The organism is Micromonospora zingiberis (assembly GCF_004331455.1).
In the GTDB taxonomy this organism is placed as follows: domain Bacteria; phylum Actinomycetota; class Actinomycetes; order Mycobacteriales; family Micromonosporaceae; genus Micromonospora; species Micromonospora zingiberis.
In genome coordinates, this window is the sequence record NZ_SJJR01000006.1 from 44365 (window position 1) to 60799 (window position 16435).

General features: G+C 71.6%; 15 protein-coding genes. 5 read left to right on the forward strand and 10 right to left on the reverse strand.

Annotation, left to right across the window (positions count from 1 at the left end; genetic code table 11):
* The first annotated feature begins 7 nt into the window (after positions 1-7).
* Together tsaD and E0H26_RS11190 are read left to right on the forward strand one after the other, a co-directional pair.
* Complete coding sequence (gene tsaD / locus E0H26_RS11185) at positions 8-1054, forward strand: tRNA (adenosine(37)-N6)-threonylcarbamoyltransferase complex transferase subunit TsaD (protein ID WP_131303530.1); 1047 nt, start codon at positions 8-10, stop codon at positions 1052-1054.
* Positions 1055-1068: 14 nt separating this feature from the next.
* Positions 1069-1323, forward strand: coding sequence for a hypothetical protein (locus E0H26_RS11190; protein ID WP_131303531.1), 255 nt, complete (start codon positions 1069-1071; stop codon positions 1321-1323).
* Between the two features lie 14 nt (positions 1324-1337).
* On the opposite strand, the gene E0H26_RS11195 is transcribed toward E0H26_RS11190, so the two are convergent.
* The 10 genes from E0H26_RS11195 to E0H26_RS11240 all read right to left on the reverse strand — a co-directional run bounded on the left by E0H26_RS11195 (position 1338) and on the right by E0H26_RS11240 (position 12041).
* Complete coding sequence (locus E0H26_RS11195; RefSeq protein ID WP_131303532.1) at positions 1338-2981, reverse strand: copper resistance CopC/CopD family protein; 1644 nt, start codon at positions 2979-2981, stop codon at positions 1338-1340.
* 13 nt (positions 2982-2994) lie between these two features.
* Positions 2995-3732: a DUF4142 domain-containing protein gene (locus E0H26_RS11200; protein ID WP_131303533.1), complete on the reverse strand. Its 738-nt coding sequence runs from the start codon at positions 3730-3732 to the stop codon at positions 2995-2997.
* 149 nt (positions 3733-3881) lie between these two features.
* The gene (locus E0H26_RS11205; protein ID WP_131303534.1) at positions 3882-5063 is read right to left on the reverse strand and encodes an ROK family transcriptional regulator; all 1182 of its coding nucleotides are present in this window, start codon (positions 5061-5063) and stop codon (positions 3882-3884) included.
* Between the two features lie 28 nt (positions 5064-5091).
* Positions 5092-6351, reverse strand: a complete 1260-nt coding sequence (locus E0H26_RS11210; RefSeq protein ID WP_131303535.1) for a sugar ABC transporter permease — start codon at positions 6349-6351, stop codon at positions 5092-5094.
* Positions 6352-6418: 67 nt separating this feature from the next.
* Complete coding sequence (locus tag E0H26_RS11215; RefSeq protein ID WP_131303536.1) at positions 6419-7237, reverse strand: ATP-binding cassette domain-containing protein; 819 nt, start codon at positions 7235-7237, stop codon at positions 6419-6421.
* A gap of 104 nt (positions 7238-7341) precedes the next feature.
* Positions 7342-8436, reverse strand: coding sequence for a sugar ABC transporter substrate-binding protein (locus tag E0H26_RS11220; protein WP_131303537.1), 1095 nt, complete (start codon positions 8434-8436; stop codon positions 7342-7344).
* A gap of 226 nt (positions 8437-8662) precedes the next feature.
* Complete coding sequence (ybaK, locus tag E0H26_RS11225) at positions 8663-9142, reverse strand: Cys-tRNA(Pro) deacylase (RefSeq protein ID WP_131303538.1); 480 nt, start codon at positions 9140-9142, stop codon at positions 8663-8665.
* A gap of 103 nt (positions 9143-9245) precedes the next feature.
* The gene (locus E0H26_RS11230) at positions 9246-10490 is read right to left on the reverse strand and encodes a THUMP-like domain-containing protein (protein WP_131303539.1); all 1245 of its coding nucleotides are present in this window, start codon (positions 10488-10490) and stop codon (positions 9246-9248) included.
* A gap of 568 nt (positions 10491-11058) precedes the next feature.
* The gene (locus E0H26_RS11235) at positions 11059-11250 is read right to left on the reverse strand and encodes a DUF397 domain-containing protein (RefSeq protein WP_131303540.1); all 192 of its coding nucleotides are present in this window, start codon (positions 11248-11250) and stop codon (positions 11059-11061) included.
* Positions 11241-12041 (reverse strand): helix-turn-helix domain-containing protein, encoded by an 801-nt coding sequence (locus E0H26_RS11240; protein WP_131303541.1) that lies wholly within the window; start codon positions 12039-12041, stop codon positions 11241-11243. The genes E0H26_RS11235 and E0H26_RS11240 overlap by 10 nt, the downstream gene beginning before the upstream one ends.
* Before the next feature lie 446 nt (positions 12042-12487).
* Here E0H26_RS11240 and groES point away from each other — a divergent pair, with 446 nt between their 5' ends.
* The 3 genes from groES to E0H26_RS11255 all read left to right on the forward strand — a co-directional run bounded on the left by groES (position 12488) and on the right by E0H26_RS11255 (position 16345).
* Positions 12488-12802, forward strand: a complete 315-nt coding sequence (groES, locus tag E0H26_RS11245) for a co-chaperone GroES (protein ID WP_018222648.1) — start codon at positions 12488-12490, stop codon at positions 12800-12802.
* A 70-nt stretch (positions 12803-12872) separates the two neighbouring features.
* Positions 12873-14519 carry a chaperonin GroEL gene (gene groL / locus E0H26_RS11250; protein WP_131303542.1) on the forward strand — a complete coding sequence of 549 codons (1647 nt, stop codon included), beginning with the start codon at positions 12873-12875 and terminating at the stop codon, positions 14517-14519.
* 146 nt (positions 14520-14665) lie between these two features.
* On the forward strand, positions 14666-16345 hold the full coding sequence (locus tag E0H26_RS11255; protein ID WP_131303543.1) for a sulfite oxidase: 1680 nt from the start codon (positions 14666-14668) through the stop codon (positions 16343-16345).
* Positions 16346-16435: the final 90 nt, after the last annotated feature.

A 16435-nucleotide genomic window follows, 5' to 3' on the forward strand; every position in this document is an offset into this window, starting at 1 on the left:
GACTGCCATGGCTGACGAACCACTGATCCTCGGCATCGAGACCTCGTGCGACGAGACCGGTGTCGGCATCGTGCGGGGTCACACGCTGCTCGCCGACGCGCTCGCCTCCAGCGTGGACCAGCACGCCCGGTTCGGCGGGGTGGTGCCCGAGGTGGCCAGCCGGGCGCACCTGGAGGCCATCGTGCCGACCATGCAGCGGGCGCTGACCGAGGCCGGGGTGGCCCTCGCCGACATCGACGCGATCGCGGTGACCGCCGGCCCCGGCCTGGCCGGCGCGCTGCTGGTCGGGGTGGCCGCCGCCAAGGGGTACGCGGTCGCCGCCGAGAAGCCGGTGTACGGGGTCAACCACCTGGCCGCGCACGTCGCCGTGGACACCCTGGAACACGGCCCGCTGCCCGAACCGGCGGTCGCGTTGCTCGTCTCCGGCGGGCACTCCTCCCTGCTCCTGGTCGACGACCTGGCCCGGGGCGTGACGCCACTCGGTGCCACCATCGACGACGCGGCCGGTGAGGCGTTCGACAAGATCGCCCGACTGCTCGGACTGCCGTTCCCCGGCGGGCCGTACATCGACCGGGAGGCCCGGGCCGGTGACCCGGCGGCCATCGCCTTCCCGCGCGGGCTGACCGCCGCCAAGGATCTCGCCGCACACCGCTACGACTTCTCGTTCTCGGGGCTCAAGACCGCGGTGGCCCGCTGGGTGGAGGCCCGGCAGCGGGCCGGTGAGCCGGTCCCGGTCGCCGACGTCGCCGCGTCCTTCCAGGAGGCGGTCTGTGACGTGCTGGTCGCCAAGGCGTTGGACGCCTGCCGGACCAGCGGCATCGAGACCCTGGTCATCGGCGGGGGAGTGGCGGCCAACTCGCGGCTGCGGGCGATGGCCGAGCAGCGCGCGGCCCGGCACGGCATCCGGGTACGGGTGCCCCGGCCGGGGTTGTGCACCGACAACGGCGCGATGGTGGCCGCGCTCGGCGCACACCTGGTCGCCTCGGGTGTCGCGCCGAGCCGGCTGGATCTGCCGGCGGATTCGGCCATGCCGCTGACCACGGTCAGCGTCTGAGGGAGGACGTCGACGTGATCGTACGGATGTGGGAGGCGCGGGCCGAGTCGTACGCGCTCGCCGATCTGATCACCTGGGTCTGCGACAGCGCCCTACCCGAGTTCGAGCATGACCCGCTGCACCTGTCCAGCGAGGTCTTCTCGTCCACGGACCATCGGGTGGTGGTGATCTCCAAGTGGCGGAGCAGCCCCCGGCCGCTGCCCGAACCGCCGGTGATGCTGCTCGCCCGCCCACCGCACTCCTGGGACTTCACCCAGGTCGACCGCTGAGTCGCCGCCGCCGGTCAGCGGATGGTCACCGTGGTGGTGGCGGTGGACCGGTCGATCTCGCTGGTCCGGGCGGCGATGCGCAGGGTCCACTCACCGGCCACCGGAAAGTGGATCGCGGCGCTGCCGTGGTGCGGTTCCAGCGCGAGGACGTCGACGGTGATCGGTTCGATGCCGGCCTCCGGCAACGCGGCGGTGATCGTCCACTCGGCGACCGGCAACTCCTTCGCCTGCGGGGTGTAGACGTAGGCGTGCAGGCTGTTCGTGGTGCCGGCGGCGGCCGGGTAGATGTCGAACTGGAGCGTGAACAGGTCGGTGGTGAGCGACTGCGCGACGCCCTCCCGGGCCACACCGGCGGCGACCGTACCGGCCGTACGACCCGGTGGGGTCTGCACGAGCATCGCCGTCAGCGCCAGGATCACCGCGGTCACCGCGAGTTCGACTCCGGCCGCCCGGGCGACCCGGCGGGGTTGACCGGCGGCGGCCCGGCGACGGATCAGGCGCCGCTGCCCGGCGGCCACGACCAGGACCACGGCCAGCAGCGCGGCCTTGGCGCCGAGTAGCCGCCCGTACGTGCTGCCCAGCAGCGCCGACGGCCGGCCGAGTTCGATCGCGGCCTGGATGATCCCGGCGGTCACGAGCCAGGCGACCGCCAGGGTGGCCCACCTCGACCAGACCGGCAGGATCCGGGCGAGGACCCGCTCGTGGGTGCCCCGGAGCAGGAACACGGTCAGGGTGAGCAGGCCGCCGAGCCACACGGTGACCCCGGCGACGTGCACGGTGGTCAGCATGATGCTCACCGGCGGCACCGGTGCGGCGACCGGATGCCCGGCGAGCGGCCAGGTGACCAGCCCGGCGAGGCCCACCGCCGCCAGCGCACCGGCCCGCCAGCGTCCGGCGGTGCCCCGGGTGACCGTCGGCAGCAGGGCGGCGGCGAGGCAGACCAGTGCCAGACGTACGGCCAGCACCAACCCGATGTCGGTGTCCGCGACCGCCCGCAGGTCCGCCATGGACAGCCGGCCCACCGGGGCGCCGACCACCTGCGCGGCCTGCCCGACCCAGGTGCCCACCGTGGCGGCGGCGACCAGACCGAGCCCGACCAGCGCCATGACCGTTGCCCCGCGCCGGGACCGCCGACGCGGCCAGAGGGTCGCCGCGAGCAGCGGCGGGCCGACGGCCAGCAGCAGGCCCAGGTAGCCGAGGTACTTCGCGGCCGGCACCAGGGTTCCGGCCGGTGACTCGACGGCGGCGTCGGCCGGCACCGGCGGGGTCGCCGAGGGCGCTCCGGCGGCGAAGGTGAAGCTGCCGGAGATCGGGTGGCTGTCCGCCGAGACGACCCGGTAGCTGACCAGGTACGTGCCGAGTGGACGGTCGGCCGCCCGCAGCGCGATCCGCATGGTGCCGTCGCGTACCTCCGGGTCACCGACGTTGACCCGCTTGCCGTCGGGGGCGAGCACCTGCACCCGGCCGGGCACGGCGGCGATCGGCTCGCTGAAGGTGACCAGCACCTCGCGCGGGGCGTAGCCGAGCACCTCGTCCCGTTGCGGCGTGGTGGCGACCACGACGGCGTGCGCCGCCGCTGGGCTCGTGGGGCCCAGGGCGGCGCACAGGGTGGCCAGGATCAGCCCGAGCAGGACCGCCGCTCGGGTACGGGTGGGCATCGGTCGCGCTGGACTAGTTGCGGCGGAGCAGGCGGTAGCTGAGGAAACCGCCGGTGCCGATGGCGCCGAGGAAGATCACCCAGATCAGGGTGTTGCTGATGCCCATCTGCGGGCCGGTGTTGGCCGACGCGGCGGCGATCAGGCCGTCGTCGCCGGGTGCGGGCAGCACGGCCGGCGGCAGTTCGGCGTACCGCACCAGGCCGGTGCTCTCCAGCATCAGCATGTGGTCGCTGACGAACTTGTTGGTGGCGTTGGCCAGTTCGCGGATGACGTCGTTGCGGGTGCTGCCCCGGACCGCGGTGACGACCGGGAGAATCGAGCCGTGGGCGACCCGGAGCCGGGTGACGAAGATCTGGTCGAACTGGGCGCCGGTGGCGTTCTTCATCTCCGTCAGCCAGACCTGCTGCTGCGCGGACGGCGCGTTCGGGATGGTCGCGCCGAGCTTGTTGGCGGCCTCCACGGTGAGTCGGTCCAGTTCCTCGTGCTGCCGGGCGATCTCCGCGCCGACCTCCCGGACCACCCGTGACTGGCCCTTCTCGGCGGCCATCTGCCCAGCCGGCATCTCCCAGAGCCCGGCCAGCCGTACGCCGTCGAGCAGGGCCTGGTCGGCGGCGGCGAGCTGCTGACCGGCGGGCGCGGCCATCGCTGCCCCGGGCAGCGCGATGAGGGCCGCGGCAATCGTGGTGAGCAGCACCGCCAAGCGACGGGACCGGTTGCCCTGCCGGTGACGAGCGGAATCCAGCGGTGCCATCTCTGCGGTGCCTCCTCGGTCGAGAACCGATCATCTGCCCGACGGGCGTCCGCACCCCGCTGGCTGCCCGTCCGCCCACTGGTACGGATCGTTGGGCCGATCAGTTCATCCTTCGGGAAACCACCTCAGCGGCGATGTTCCCGACCTGGTCAGCCGACGTCGAGCGGGTCGGCGAGCAGTCTGTCGAAGGCCAGTTCGGCGGCGCCGATCAGCGGGGCGTCCGTGCCGAGCGTGGGCGTACGCAGCCGGACGTGCTCCAGGCAGGCGGGCAGCCCGTTGGAGTTCAGCCGGCTGCGTACCTGCGCGGCGGCGGCCAGGTACAGGTCGCGCATCGTGCCACCGAAGATGACCATCTCCGGGTTGAAGATGTTGACCAGGTTGGCCACGCCGAAGCCGAGCCAGTCGCCGGCCTGGCGTACCGCCGTCTGGGCCCGGGCGTCGCCCCGGTCGGCGGCGTCGAAGACCTCCAGCAGTGCCTCGCGGCCCCGGGCGTCGGAGCGGCCGGCGGCGCGGAGCAGGCCGTGCTCACCGATCTCGGTCTCCCAGCAGCCCCGGTTGCCGCACTCGCAGCGCGCCCCGTCCCGGACCACCACCATGTGCCCGACCTCGCCGCTGTATCCGCCGTGTCCGGTCAACCGCCGGCCGCCGGCGATGATCCCGGCGCCGACGCCCACGTCCCCGTAGAGGTAGATGACGTTGTCGCAGCCGGCCGCCGTCCCGCGCGCGTGTTCGGCGAAGGCCGCCACGTCGGCCACGTTCCCGACGCTGACCGGCACGTCGACACCGAGTTCGGCGCCGAGCGCCGCGCCGATCGGCTCGTCCACCCAACCGGTCGCCGGCCCGAGCCGGACCAGGCCGTCGTCGCGGCGCACCATGCCGCAGACCGCGATCCCGGCGCCCACGCAGACCGCGCCGTTCGGCAGCGCCTGCCGCATCTCCTTGACCACCCCGGCCAGCAGCGGTGCGGCCTCCGCGGCGGTGAGACCGCGCGGCCGGTCCAACTCCCGGCGGTCGAGCACCGCGCCGCCCAGCCCGACCCGGGCGGCCCGTAGCCGGTCCACCTCGATGCTGTACGCGTACGCGAAGATCCGTTCCGACTCGGGCCGGACGACCAGCGACGGTCGCCCGGCCCGGCCGGTTTCCTTCGGCGCCCCCTCGGTCACCAGGCCGGCCGCGGCGAGGTCGGCGGTGAGCGCGCCGATGGTGCTCCGGTTCAGCCCCAGCACGTTGGTCAACTCGGCGCGTGTGGTTGCGCCGTGCAGATGCACGTAGCGCAGCAGCGCGCCGAGGTTCTGCCGGCGGATCTCGTCCTGGCTGGGTCCTACGCGCATCGGGGCTTACTACTTTCGGTGGTGCGGTTCAGCGGTTTCCGGTGGCCGAGGCCCGTCGTCGGGACAACGCGTCGACGCTGGCCGCGAGCAGCAGCACCACGCCGGTGACCACGTACTTGACGCCGGAGCTGTAACCCATCAGGCCCATGCCGTTGGCGATCACCGCCACCACGGCGCCACCGAGGACCGCGTCGAGGACCCGACCCTTGCCGCCGAAGAGACTGGTGCCGCCGATCACCGCCGCGCCGACGGCGTAGAGCAGCACGTTGCTGCCACCGGTGTTCGGGTCGACGGAGTTGGCTCGGCTCGCGGCGACGATACCGCCGATCGCCGCCATCGTAGAGCAGATCACGAAGACCGAGATCCGGATCCGGTCCACGTTGATGCCGGCCCGGCGGGCGGCCTCCTTGTTGCCGCCGACCGCGTAGATGTGCCGGCCATAGCTGGTCCGCTTGAGCACGAAGGTCCAGACCACCAGCAGTACGGCGATGATCGGCACGACGATCGGCACACCCTTGAGCGAGGTGATCAGCACGTTGCGGCTGCGCTCCAGGTTGAGCACGTAGACGGCGAGGCCGAGGACGAGAGCCAGCATGATGATGCGACCCAGCACCACGGTCAGCGGGTCGTTGATCAGGCCACGCGCCGCCCGCTTGCGGTAGCGGAGCAGTTGCACCGCGGCGAACCCGGCGACGGCGAACGCGGCCAGCGCCCAGCCGAGCGCCGGCGGCAGGTTGTTGTTGGCGATCGCCACCAGCACCGGGTCGCGGACCGAGATGTTCCGGCCCTCCTCCATCAGCAGCAGCACCACGCCCTGGAAGGCGAGGAAGCCGGCGAGGGTGACCACGAACGACGGAATGCCGATCTTGGCGACCAGGAAACCGAGCGCGGTACCGATCACCACGCCGGTGAGCACGGCGGCGAGCACCGCGACGTACCAGGGGTAGCCGATGACCGTGACCACGTTGGCCAGCACCGCCGCGCAGACGCCGCTGGCGAAACCCGCCGACAGGTCGATCTCGCCGAGCAGCAGCACGAAGACCAGGCCCATCGCGATCAGCGTGACTGCCGCGCCCTGGGTCAACAGGTTGGCGAAGTTGCCGGCGGTGAGGAACGACGGCCGCATGATCGAGAAGATCGTGCAGAGGACGAGCAGCCCGGCGACGGCGGGCAGCGCGCCGATGTCCCCGCCGCGTACCCGCCGCCAGTAGTCGCGGACGTGGTTGCCGACGGTGGGTGCCGCTGCGACGGCGGCCGGCCCCTCCTGCGTGACGGCGGTGGTGCTCATGCCATCCCTCCGCTGCGCTGCGGGCCGGCATTGTTCCGGCGGTGCTGATTCGCTCGCTGGTGCGCGCTCATGAGACGCCTCCCGTGGTGCTGTCGGACGGCGCCGCGCCGTTGCCGTTGGCGCCCGTGTCGGCGGCGAGTCCGAGCCCGCCGGAACGACCGGCGGTGATCAGCTCGACCACCTGGGCGTGGGTGATATCGGTGGTCCTCACCTGGGCGACCATCTGGCCGAGGTAGAGCGCGGCGATGCGGTCGGAGACGGCGAAGACGTCGTTCATGTTGTGTGAGATGAGGACGACGGCCAGACCGTTGTCGGCCAGCCGGCGGACCAGTTCGAGTACCTGGGCGGTCTGCGCGACGCCGAGCGCGGCGGTCGGCTCGTCCAGGATCACCAGCTTGCTGTTCCAGAGCACCGCCTTGGCGATCGCCACGGTCTGGCGCTGGCCGCCGGAGAGGCTGGAGACGTGCTGGCGCAGGGATTTGACGGTGCGTACGGAGAGCCCGGCCAGGGTCTCCGCGGCCATCTGCTCCATCGTCGGTTCGTCCAGGACGATGCCGCTGCGCTTCTCCCGCCCGAGGAACATGTTCTGCACGATGTCGAGGTTGTCGCAGAGCGCGAGATCCTGGTAGACGACCTCGATGCCGAGCGAGGAGGCGTCGCGCGGGCTGTTGATGGTCACCGGCCGGCCGTCGAAGACGAACTCACCGGCGTCGGTGGGGTGGATGCCGCTGATGCACTTGACCAGGGTCGACTTGCCGGCGCCGTTGTCGCCGACGAGCGCGGTCACCTCACCCGGGTAGGCGGCGAAGGCGACGTCACGCAGCACCTGGACGGGACCGAAACTCTTGTCGATCCCGCGTAGCTCCAGCAGTGGGGTCGCGGACACGGGGTTCTCCTTATTCGCGGAGGGAGATCGGGGCCCGTCCAGCGGCGTCGCGCCGCCCGGCACGGGGTTGCCGTGCCGGGCGGCGCCGCCTTGGCGGGGTCAGGTCAGCTGATGCCCGCGTCGGTGCAGAGCTTGGCGTAGTCGCCGGTGCAGATCTGTTCCTTGGTCACGTAGCCGTCGGCGATGACGTCCTTGACGTTGTCCTTGTAGATCGCCGCCGGGGCGAGCAGCACGGCCGGCACGTCCCGGTTACCCTCCGGGTCCTTCACCGTCTGGCCGGTCGTCTTGCGCTCGCCCTTGGCCAGTGCGATGGCCAGCTCGGCGGCGGCGTCCGCCTCCTTCTTGACCGCCTTGTAGACGGTCATGCACTGGTCACCGGCGAGGATGTTCTGGAGCGCCTGCGGGTCGGCGTCCTGGCCGGTCACCGGGACCTTGCCGTTGAGGTTGTTCTTCTTCAGCACCGAGATGGCGGCGTTGCCGAGGCCGTCGTTCGCGGAGAGCACCCCGTCGATCTTGCCGCTGGCCTTGGTGAGCTGCTGCTCGAAGATGGTCGCGGCCTGCGCGTTGTCCCAGTCCGGCACGGAGTCGTCGGCGACCTGGGTGTACTCGCCGGCGTCGAACTTCGGCTTGAGGACCGAGTCGTAGCCCTCCTTGAACAGGGTCGCGTTGTTGTCGGTGGGCGAGCCGTTCAGGTACGCGATCGCCGGCTTCTGGACGCCAGCCTCGGTGAGGCACTTGACCAGGCCCTCGCCCTGGAGCTTGCCGACGGCCACGTTGTCGAAGCTGACGTAGTACTCCGCCGAGCCGCCGAGGGTGAGGCGGTCGTAGTCGATGGTGGCGACACCCTGCGACTTGGCCTTGTCGAGGACGGCCTTGCCGGTGCCGGAGTCCAGGTTGACGATCATCAGGACGGTGACACCGCCCGTGATCATCTGGTCGGCGATGGTCTGGAAGGCGTTCTTGTCGCCCTGCGCGTTCTGGATGTCCGACAGGACGCCGGCCGCGTCGAACGCTTCCTTGAGGAACTTACGGTCCGCGCTCTCCCAGCGAACCGAGGACTTGCTGTCCGGCAGGATCACGCCGATCTTCGGGGTCTTGTCGGAGCCGGCCTGGTCGCCACCGGACTCGTTACCACAGGCCGTCAGGCTGCCAAGGGTCAACAGACCCGCAGCGCCGACGGCGAGGAAGCCCTTGCGCATGTGCAGGGTCCTTTCGAGAGTGGGGGAAGGGTGTCGGTGTGTCGGTGCGTTCTTTTGTTGTGCCCGGCAACGTATTCCGCGTCACACGCCGGCACAAGGGCATGGTGGTCGCGAGTTTGTTGTCCGCAGTAACAATTCGGCAACGCCGCCGACTTGCGGTTGCCACGCCAGCGGCCCCAGCCGGCAATGTGGCTGGTCAGACTCCAGGTGAGGCGGTTGTCGACGGTCAGCCGGCGGCGAGGGGCGCGGTCCGGGCGCCGGTCAGGGCGACCAGGTCCGCCGGCGCCAACTCGACCTGAAGGCCACGCCGGCCCGCCGACACATAGACCGTGGCGTGGGCCAGGGCGGAGGAGTCGAGCACCGTGGGTAGCCGCTTGGGCTGCCCCAACGGGCTGATGCCGCCGCGTACGTAGCCGGTGGCGCGTTCGGCCGCCCCGCGTTCGGCCAGCGTGGCCCGCTTGCCACCGACGGCTGCGGCGAGGGCCTTGAGGTCCAACTCGCCGGTGACCGGCACGACCGCCACGGTGAGGCTCCCGTCCACCTCGGTCACCAGGGTCTTGAAAACCCGCTCCGGGGACACGCCGAGCGCGGCGGCGACCAGCGCCCCGTAGTTCGGCGACTCCGCTGAGACGTCGTAGGGATGGGTGCGATGGCTGATGTTCCGCTTCGCCAGCAACACCGTCGCCGGCGTACCCCGTCCCGTCATGGCCGCCAACCTAACCCCGCCCCGGCACCCAGGCCAGCGGCTTTCCCTCACCGAGGCTGCCGGTGCCGTGGTCCCCGGTGGTCGGGCGTCGGGGTGGCTGGGGTCAGGTGATCGGCTGGCAGACCAGCACCGTCGGGGCTGCGGCCACCCGGGTCAGCACCAGGCTCGCCGGCTGGTCGCCGGTCAGGCGCAGGTCGCGCCGGAGCCGTTCGGGCTCCAGCGCGGAGCCACGCTTGAGGATCTCGACCCGGCCGATCCGGCGCTCCCGCAGCAGCGCACGCAGTCGCTTGAGCGAGAACGGCAGCACGTCGGTCACCTCCAGGCAGCGGGCGTACGGCGTCGGCTTCGCCACGTCGGCGTAGAGGTAGGCGATGCTCGGATCGGCCAGCGTGGCGTCCAGGTCGGTGGCCAGCTCGGCGATCAGGTGGGCGCGTACCACCGCTGGATCCGGGTCGTAGACGAAGCGGCGTACCGGCCCGACGGGTGCCTCGTCCCGGCCGGATCCGACGAGTTGGTGGACGGCCGGGCCGTCGGCGAGGTGATAAGAAGGGGCCCCTTTACTACCGGAGGCGTTAACAGGGGGCCCTTCCTTCAACACGGTCGCGCGGCGGGGGGTGTCGGCTAGTGGGCCGCACCAGAGTGCGGCCTCGACCAGATCGCCGTCGACGCTGACCCACTCGGCTTCGGCGCCGGGTGGGATGAGGGCATGGTCGAGACCCGGAGCGACCTTCACCACCGTGTACGGCACCCGCACCGCCAGGTCGGTGACGAAGTCCCACGGCGGCGAGTAGGAGTTCGGGTCGAAGATCCGCCGGCCGGTGCCGGCCCGGCGGCGGGCCGGATCGCAGAACACCGCCTCGACCCGGGTCACGTCGAACGCCGTCGCGTCGCCGCACTCGACGGTGAAAAGCTCGGCCAGCCCGGCGGCCTGGGCGTTCGCCTCGGCCAGCGCGGCGGTGAGCGGGTCGGCCTCCACGCCGTACACCCGGATGCCGGCACGGGCGGCGGCGAGTGCGTCGGCCCCCAGCCCGCAGCCCAGGTCGGCCAGGCTGGTCACCCCGGCGGCGCGTAGCCGGTGGGCGCGGCGCCGGGCGACCACCTCGCGGGTGGCCTGCTCCAGGCCCGGCCGGGTGAAGAACATGCTGTCCGCCGCCGGCCCGAACTTGCCGACCGCCCGGCGGCGCAGCTCCGCCTGGGTCAGTGCCGCCGCCGCCAGCCCGGCCGGTACCCCGGCCGAGCGGAGCGTGGCCGCCGCGGTCAGCGGATCACCGCCGGCCACCCGAGCGGCCGCGTCGAGCGCGGCAGACCCCTCGGCGGTACGCAACGCCGCAAGCTGCTCCAGATCCACCCACCCATTCTCCCGCCCCACCCCCACCCCACCCGCCGCCGCCCGGCGCCGCCGGCCGATGTGTGATCGTCACCGTTTCGCTGGAATGGCGGTATTCCGGTGCCGGGGTTACCGCCACTCCGGCGGAACGGTGCCGGGCCCTCCGTCCCTTGGCCTGCCCCTCGGCCCGGCTCAGCCCACGGTCCACCAGTCCGTCCCTCGGCCTGCCCCTCGGCTTGGCCACCGGTCCGGCCCACTCGTCCGAGACAGGCGCTGCCGGCCGATGCGTGATCGTCACGGTTTCGGTGGAGCGGTGGTATTCCGGTGCCTGGGTTGCGGCCAGTTCGGCGGGACGGTGATGGTTCGTCTGGCCGTCGGTCTGCCTATTGGGCGGGGCCTACCCCCACGGCCCGCTCTGCCGCACGGCCCGCTCTGCCGCACGGCCCGCTCTGCCGCACGGCCCGTCGGTCGGGGGTGGGCAGGGTCGGTCGATGGTTGATGGTCACGGTTTTGGCGGAACGGTGGTATGCCGGGGCGCGGGTTACCGCCGTTCCGGCGGGACGGGGTTGGTCACGCGCGGACGTTCTGGTCAGGGGGTGGGGCGGTGGGAGGTGACGAAGGCGCGCCAGGTGGTGGGGGTGAAGGCGAGTACCGGGCCGGTCGGGTCCTTGCTGTCGCGTACGGCGACCAGGTCGGGCAGGTTGTCGGCGACCTCGACGCAGGCACCACCGTTGTTGTTGCTGCGGCTGGACTTGCGCCAGACGGCGCGGGTCAGGTCCATGACTTCGCCACTTCCTCGATCAGGCGGGCGGACTGCCGGCGCGGCAGCGCCTCACCGGCCACAGTCTCCCAACGCCGTCCCAGGCTGGCAAGGCCGTTCGGGCTGTCCTCGGTCTGCCCCCGGAGTTGGTTGTCCAGGTGCGCCACCTCGGCGCCGTCGGGGAGCCGGGCCAGGATGAATGGGCCGGACAGTCCGGTGTGCCATGGGGCGTCGGCCGGCACGATCCGTACCTGGATGTGTGGCCGCGCCGCGACGGCCAGCAGGTGGGCGAGTTGTTCGCGCATGGTCGTCCGGTCACCGACCTGCCGCCGCAGCACCTGTTCGTCCAGCAGCGCGACGAGTTGCGGCGGATCGTCGCGGGTGAGCACGTCCTGTCGGGCCAGCCGGGCCAGTACCCGCTTCTCGACCTGCTCCTCGGTGAGCAACGTGGCAACCCGGAGCATGGCCCGCGCGTACGCCTCGGTCTGGAGCAGGCCGGGGACCACCGTCGGGTCGCACCAGCGCAGCGCGACGGCCTCCCGTTCGATCTCGCCCCACGGGCGGAACCAGTCGGGCTCGGCGTGTAGCCGGATCAGCTCCAGCATCCCGACGAAGAGGCCGCCGGTCTCCAGCACCTTGTCGAACCGGGCCAGGTAGTCGGGGCTGACCTGGTTCTGGCCGGTCTCCATCGCGCTCACCGAGGAGGCCGCGTAACTGATCATTTTGCCCAGCTCCTCCTGGGTGAGTCCGCGCAGCTGGCGGGCTCGGCGCAGTTGGTCGCGCAGAAACCCCAGGGTCGGCACGTCGACCATTTCGTCTCCCTCCGTGGTGTGGTCGTGCCGCAACGTAGGGAATCGGGTGGCCGGGCGGAAGGGAGAACCGGCGTGTTGCGGTAATCCCTGGCGCGAGAGTGGAGAAGGGATGGCGGAAGAGGGCGTAAGCGCGGCGACCGTGGAGACGGGGTGGCAGGAGCAGAGGCTGAAAGCGCGGTGATCGTGGTGCCGGGGTGGCGGGGAAGAGGGTGCAGGGACAGCGACACGAGAGTGTGCCGTTGGCACTCTCCTTGACGGAGTGCTAGCCGAGGAATAACCTGCGATTAGCACTCTCACCCTGAGGGTGCCAACTTCCGGGCCTGGTGTCCGGGGGTTGAACGCCAGGCGGACCGGCACCCGCGACGACGGCCCCGCCCGGTGGCATGTGGCAGATTGACGCTGGTCGGCGTGCCGACCGGTAACGAAACCAAGTACCCCAGGAGGGTATGCCCGTGACTACCGCGACCAAGGTTGCGATCAAGCCGCTCGAGGACCGGATCGTGGTCCAGGCGAACGAGGCTGAGACCACCACGGCGTCGGGCATCGTGATTCCCGACACCGCCAAGGAGAAGCCGCAGGAGGGCACCGTCCTCGCTGTCGGCCCGGGCCGGATCGACGACAAGGGCAACCGCGTGCCGATCGACGTCAAGGTCGGCGACACCGTCCTCTACTCGAAGTACGGCGGCACCGAGGTCAAGTACGCCGGCGAGGAGTACCTGGTGCTCTCCGCCCGCGACGTCCTCGCGGTCATCGAGAAGTAAGCAACCGATCAGTGTCGTTGCCCCGGTCCGGCTCGCCGGGCCGGGGCAACGTCGCTTCGAAGGGACATTCATGGCGAAGATCCTGAGCTTCTCGGACGACGCCCGGCACCAGCTGGAGCATGGTGTCAACGCGCTCGCGGACGCGGTCAAGGTCACCCTCGGGCCGCGCGGGCGCAACGTCGTCCTGGACAAGAAATTCGGTGCGCCGACGATCACCAACGATGGCGTGACCATCGCCAAGGAGATCGAGCTCACCAACCCGTACCAAAATCTCGGTGCGCAGCTGGTCAAGGAGGTGGCGACCAAGACCAACGACGTCGCCGGCGACGGGACCACCACCGCGACCGTGCTGGCCCAGGCGATGGTCCGCGAGGGCCTGCGCAACGTGACCGCGGGTGCCAACCCGGCCGGTCTCAAGCGTGGCATCGACGCCGCCTCGGCCAAGGTTTCCGAGGCGCTGCTCGGCAAGGCCGTCGAGGTCTCCGACAAGAAGTCGGTCGCGCACGTGGCGACGATCTCGGCGCAGGACGCCACCATCGGTGAGCTGATCGCCGAGGCGATGGAGCGGGTCGGCCGCGACGGTGTGATCACCGTCGAGGAGGGTTCCGCGCTGCAGACCGAGCTGGACGTCACCGAGGGCCTCCAGTTCGACAAGGGTTTCATCTCGCCGAACTTCGTCACCGACGCGGAGGCGCAGGAGTCCGTCCTGGAGGACGCGTACATCCTGATCACCACGCAGAAGATCTCGGCGATCGAGGAGCTGCTGCCGCTGCTGGAGAAGGTTCTCCAGAACAACAAGCCGCTGCTGATCGTCGCCGAGGACGTCGAAGGTCAGGCGCTCTCCACCCTGGTGGTCAACTCGATCCGCAAGACCCTCAAGGTCTGCGCGGTCAAGGCGCCCGGCTTCGGTGACCGCCGCAAGGCGATGCTGCAGGACATGGCGATCCTGACCGGCGCCGAGCTGGTCGCCCCCGAGTTGGGCTACAAGCTCGACCAGGTCGGCCTGGAGGTGCTGGGCAGCGCCCGGCGCATCGTGGTCGACAAGGAGAACACCACGATCGTCGACGGCGGCGGACAGGCCAGCGAGGTCACCGACCGGGTCGCCCAGATCCGCAAGGAGATCGAAGCCTCGGACTCCGAGTGGGACCGGGAGAAGCTGGCCGAGCGGCTGGCCAAGCTCTCCGGTGGCATCGCCGTGGTCAAGGTCGGCGCGGCCACCGAGGTCGAGATGAAGGAGCGCAAGCACCGCATCGAGGACGCCATCGCCGCGACCAAGGCTGCGGTCGAGGAGGGTACGGTGCCCGGTGGTGGCGCCGCCCTGGCGCAGATCCTGCCGGTGCTCGCTGATGACCTCGGCTTCACCGGTGACGAGAAGGTCGGCGTGTCGATCGTGCGCAAGTCGCTGGTCGAGCCGCTGCGCTGGATCGCCCAGAACGCCGGGCACGACGGCTACGTCGTGGTGCAGAAGGTCGCCGGCCAGCAGTGGGGCCACGGCCTCGACGCTGCCGCCGGTGAGTACGTCGACCTGGCCGCCGCCGGCATCCTCGACCCGGTGAAGGTGACCCGTAACGCGGTCACCAACGCCGCGTCGATCGCCGGTCTGCTGCTCACCACCGAGAGCCTCGTGGTGGACAAGCCCAAGGAGCCGGAGGCCGCAGCCGCCGGTGGGCACGGCCACGGGCACGGCCACGGCCACCAGCACGGCCCGGGCTTCTGACCCAGGCGTACGCAAAACTGGGGCGCACCGTCGACGACGGTGCGCCCCACGCGCGTGTGTCGGGCGGTGCGGCGGCCCGGTGCCGAGACATTACGGAACGCTGACGTGGCTACCGCCGGGGTGGCCCGGTCGGAAACACTGGGTCGGTGAGCAGTACGACACCCCGGTACGCCGCCCTTGCCGGCGTCACCGCCGCCGCTGCGGCCATCGGCAGCGCTGAACTGGTGGCGGCGTTGACCGGCCCCCGATCCTCGCCACTCGTGGCGGTCGGCGGGCTGGTGGTGGACACTGCCCCCGAACCGGTCAAGCAGCTCGGCATCGCGCTGTTCGGCACGTACGACAAGATTGCCCTGCTGGTCGGGACGGCGCTGTTGCTCGGCGGTTTCGCCGCCCTGCTGGGTGTCCTCGCCGTCCGGCGGCTGCTGATCGGCCTGGTTGGCATCGGCGCCTTCGCCGCGCTCGGCGTCATGGCGGCGCTGACCCGGGCCGGCGCGGATGTCGCCGACGCGTTGCCGTCGCTGATCGGGGCGGCGGTCGGCGGCCTGACGCTCTGGGCGTTCGTCGCCGGCCCGCTCGAACTGGACCCCTGGCCCTGGTCCTCACCAGGCGCCGCCCCGGCGGCCGGTGTCGGCGCATACTCCGAACCGACCGGCCCGCCTGCGTCGCCGGCTCCCGGCTCAGCTGCGTCGCCGGCTCCCGGCTCGGCTGCGTCGCCGGCCGGCAGGTCGGTTGTGTCGCGGGCCGGCGGGTCGGTTGCTGCGGATTCGCGGCGGCGCTTTCTCGGCGGAGTCGGCGTGGTGCTCGGGGTGGCGGCGGTCGGCGGTGTCGCCGGGCGGTGGCTGGCCGGGCGACGTGGGGTGTCGGCAGCCCGGGAGGCGATCACGCTGCCCGCCCCGGTGTCCGCCGCGCGGCCGGTGCCGGCCGGGGCTGACCTGGGCACCCCGAACCTGGCCAGTTACGTCACCTCGAACAAGAGCTTCTACCGGATCGACACGGCGTTGGTGGTGCCCCAGGTCGACCCGCAGACCTGGCGGCTTCGTATCCACGGCCGGGTCCGTAATCCGATGACGCTGAGCTACGCCGACCTGCTCGCCCGGCCGCTGGTGGAGCGGTACGTGACCCTGGCCTGCGTGTCCAACGAGGTCGGCGGGAACCTGATCGGCAACGCGCGGTGGCTCGGCGTGCCGATCCAGGAACTGCTCGACGAGGTGGGACCGCTACCCGGGGCCGACCAGGTGGTCGGGCGCTCGGTCGACGGCTGGACCTGCGGCACCCCGACCGCGGTGCTGCGCGACGGGCGGGACGCGCTGCTGGCGGTGGGGATGAACGGCGAGCCGCTGCCGGTGGCGCATGGTTTTCCGGTCCGGATGGTGGTGCCCGGCCTGTACGGGTACGTGTCGGCCTGCAAGTGGATCACCGAGCTGGAGTTGACCAGCTTCGCCGACTTCGACGCGTACTGGGTGCCGCGCGGCTGGTCCGCGCAGGGGCCGGTGAAGACGCAGTCGCGGATCGACACGCCCCGGCCCCGCAACCGGCCGGCGGCCGGCCCGGTAATGGTGGCCGGGGTCGCCTGGGCGCAGCATCGTGGCATCGCTCGGGTCGAGGTACGCGTCGACGGAGGGCCCTGGCAGCAGGCGGAACTGGCGCCGACGGTTTCGGTGGACACCTGGGTGCAGTGGTCCTGGCGGTGGGAGGCGACCCCCGGCGAGCACACCCTCCAGGTCCGGGCGACCGACCGCACCGGCGAGACCCAGACCGGCCGGGAGCAGGGCGTGGCGCCGGACGGTGCCACCGGCTGGCACACCGTCACCGTCACGGTCACCTGATCCACCCCGCCGTCGCCAGGCCGCACGACGCCGGGCCGCACGACGCCAGGCCACACGACGACGCCGGGCCACACGACGACGCCGGGCCGC

What these genes read in the sequence shown, in the direction of transcription:
- E0H26_RS11220 (WP_131303537.1), bottom strand. Translation starts at nt 8,436, where the DNA reads ATGCGCAAGGGCTTCCTCGCCGTCGGCGCTGCGGGTCTGTTGACCCTT.
- E0H26_RS11200 (WP_131303533.1), bottom strand. Translation starts at nt 3,732, where the DNA reads ATGGCACCGCTGGATTCCGCTCGTCACCGGCAGGGCAACCGGTCCCGT.
- groES (WP_018222648.1), top strand. Translation starts at nt 12,488, where the DNA reads ATGCCCGTGACTACCGCGACCAAGGTTGCGATCAAGCCGCTCGAGGAC.
- E0H26_RS11210 (WP_131303535.1), bottom strand. Translation starts at nt 6,351, where the DNA reads ATGAGCACCACCGCCGTCACGCAGGAGGGGCCGGCCGCCGTCGCAGCG.
- ybaK (WP_131303538.1), bottom strand. Translation starts at nt 9,142, where the DNA reads ATGACGGGACGGGGTACGCCGGCGACGGTGTTGCTGGCGAAGCGGAAC.
- E0H26_RS11235 (WP_131303540.1), bottom strand. Translation starts at nt 11,250, where the DNA reads ATGGACCTGACCCGCGCCGTCTGGCGCAAGTCCAGCCGCAGCAACAAC.
- tsaD (WP_131303530.1), top strand. Translation starts at nt 8, where the DNA reads ATGGCTGACGAACCACTGATCCTCGGCATCGAGACCTCGTGCGACGAG.
- E0H26_RS11195 (WP_131303532.1), bottom strand. Translation starts at nt 2,981, where the DNA reads ATGCCCACCCGTACCCGAGCGGCGGTCCTGCTCGGGCTGATCCTGGCC.
- E0H26_RS11205 (WP_131303534.1), bottom strand. Translation starts at nt 5,063, where the DNA reads ATGCGCGTAGGACCCAGCCAGGACGAGATCCGCCGGCAGAACCTCGGC.
- E0H26_RS11240 (WP_131303541.1), bottom strand. Translation starts at nt 12,041, where the DNA reads ATGGTCGACGTGCCGACCCTGGGGTTTCTGCGCGACCAACTGCGCCGA.
- groL (WP_131303542.1), top strand. Translation starts at nt 12,873, where the DNA reads ATGGCGAAGATCCTGAGCTTCTCGGACGACGCCCGGCACCAGCTGGAG.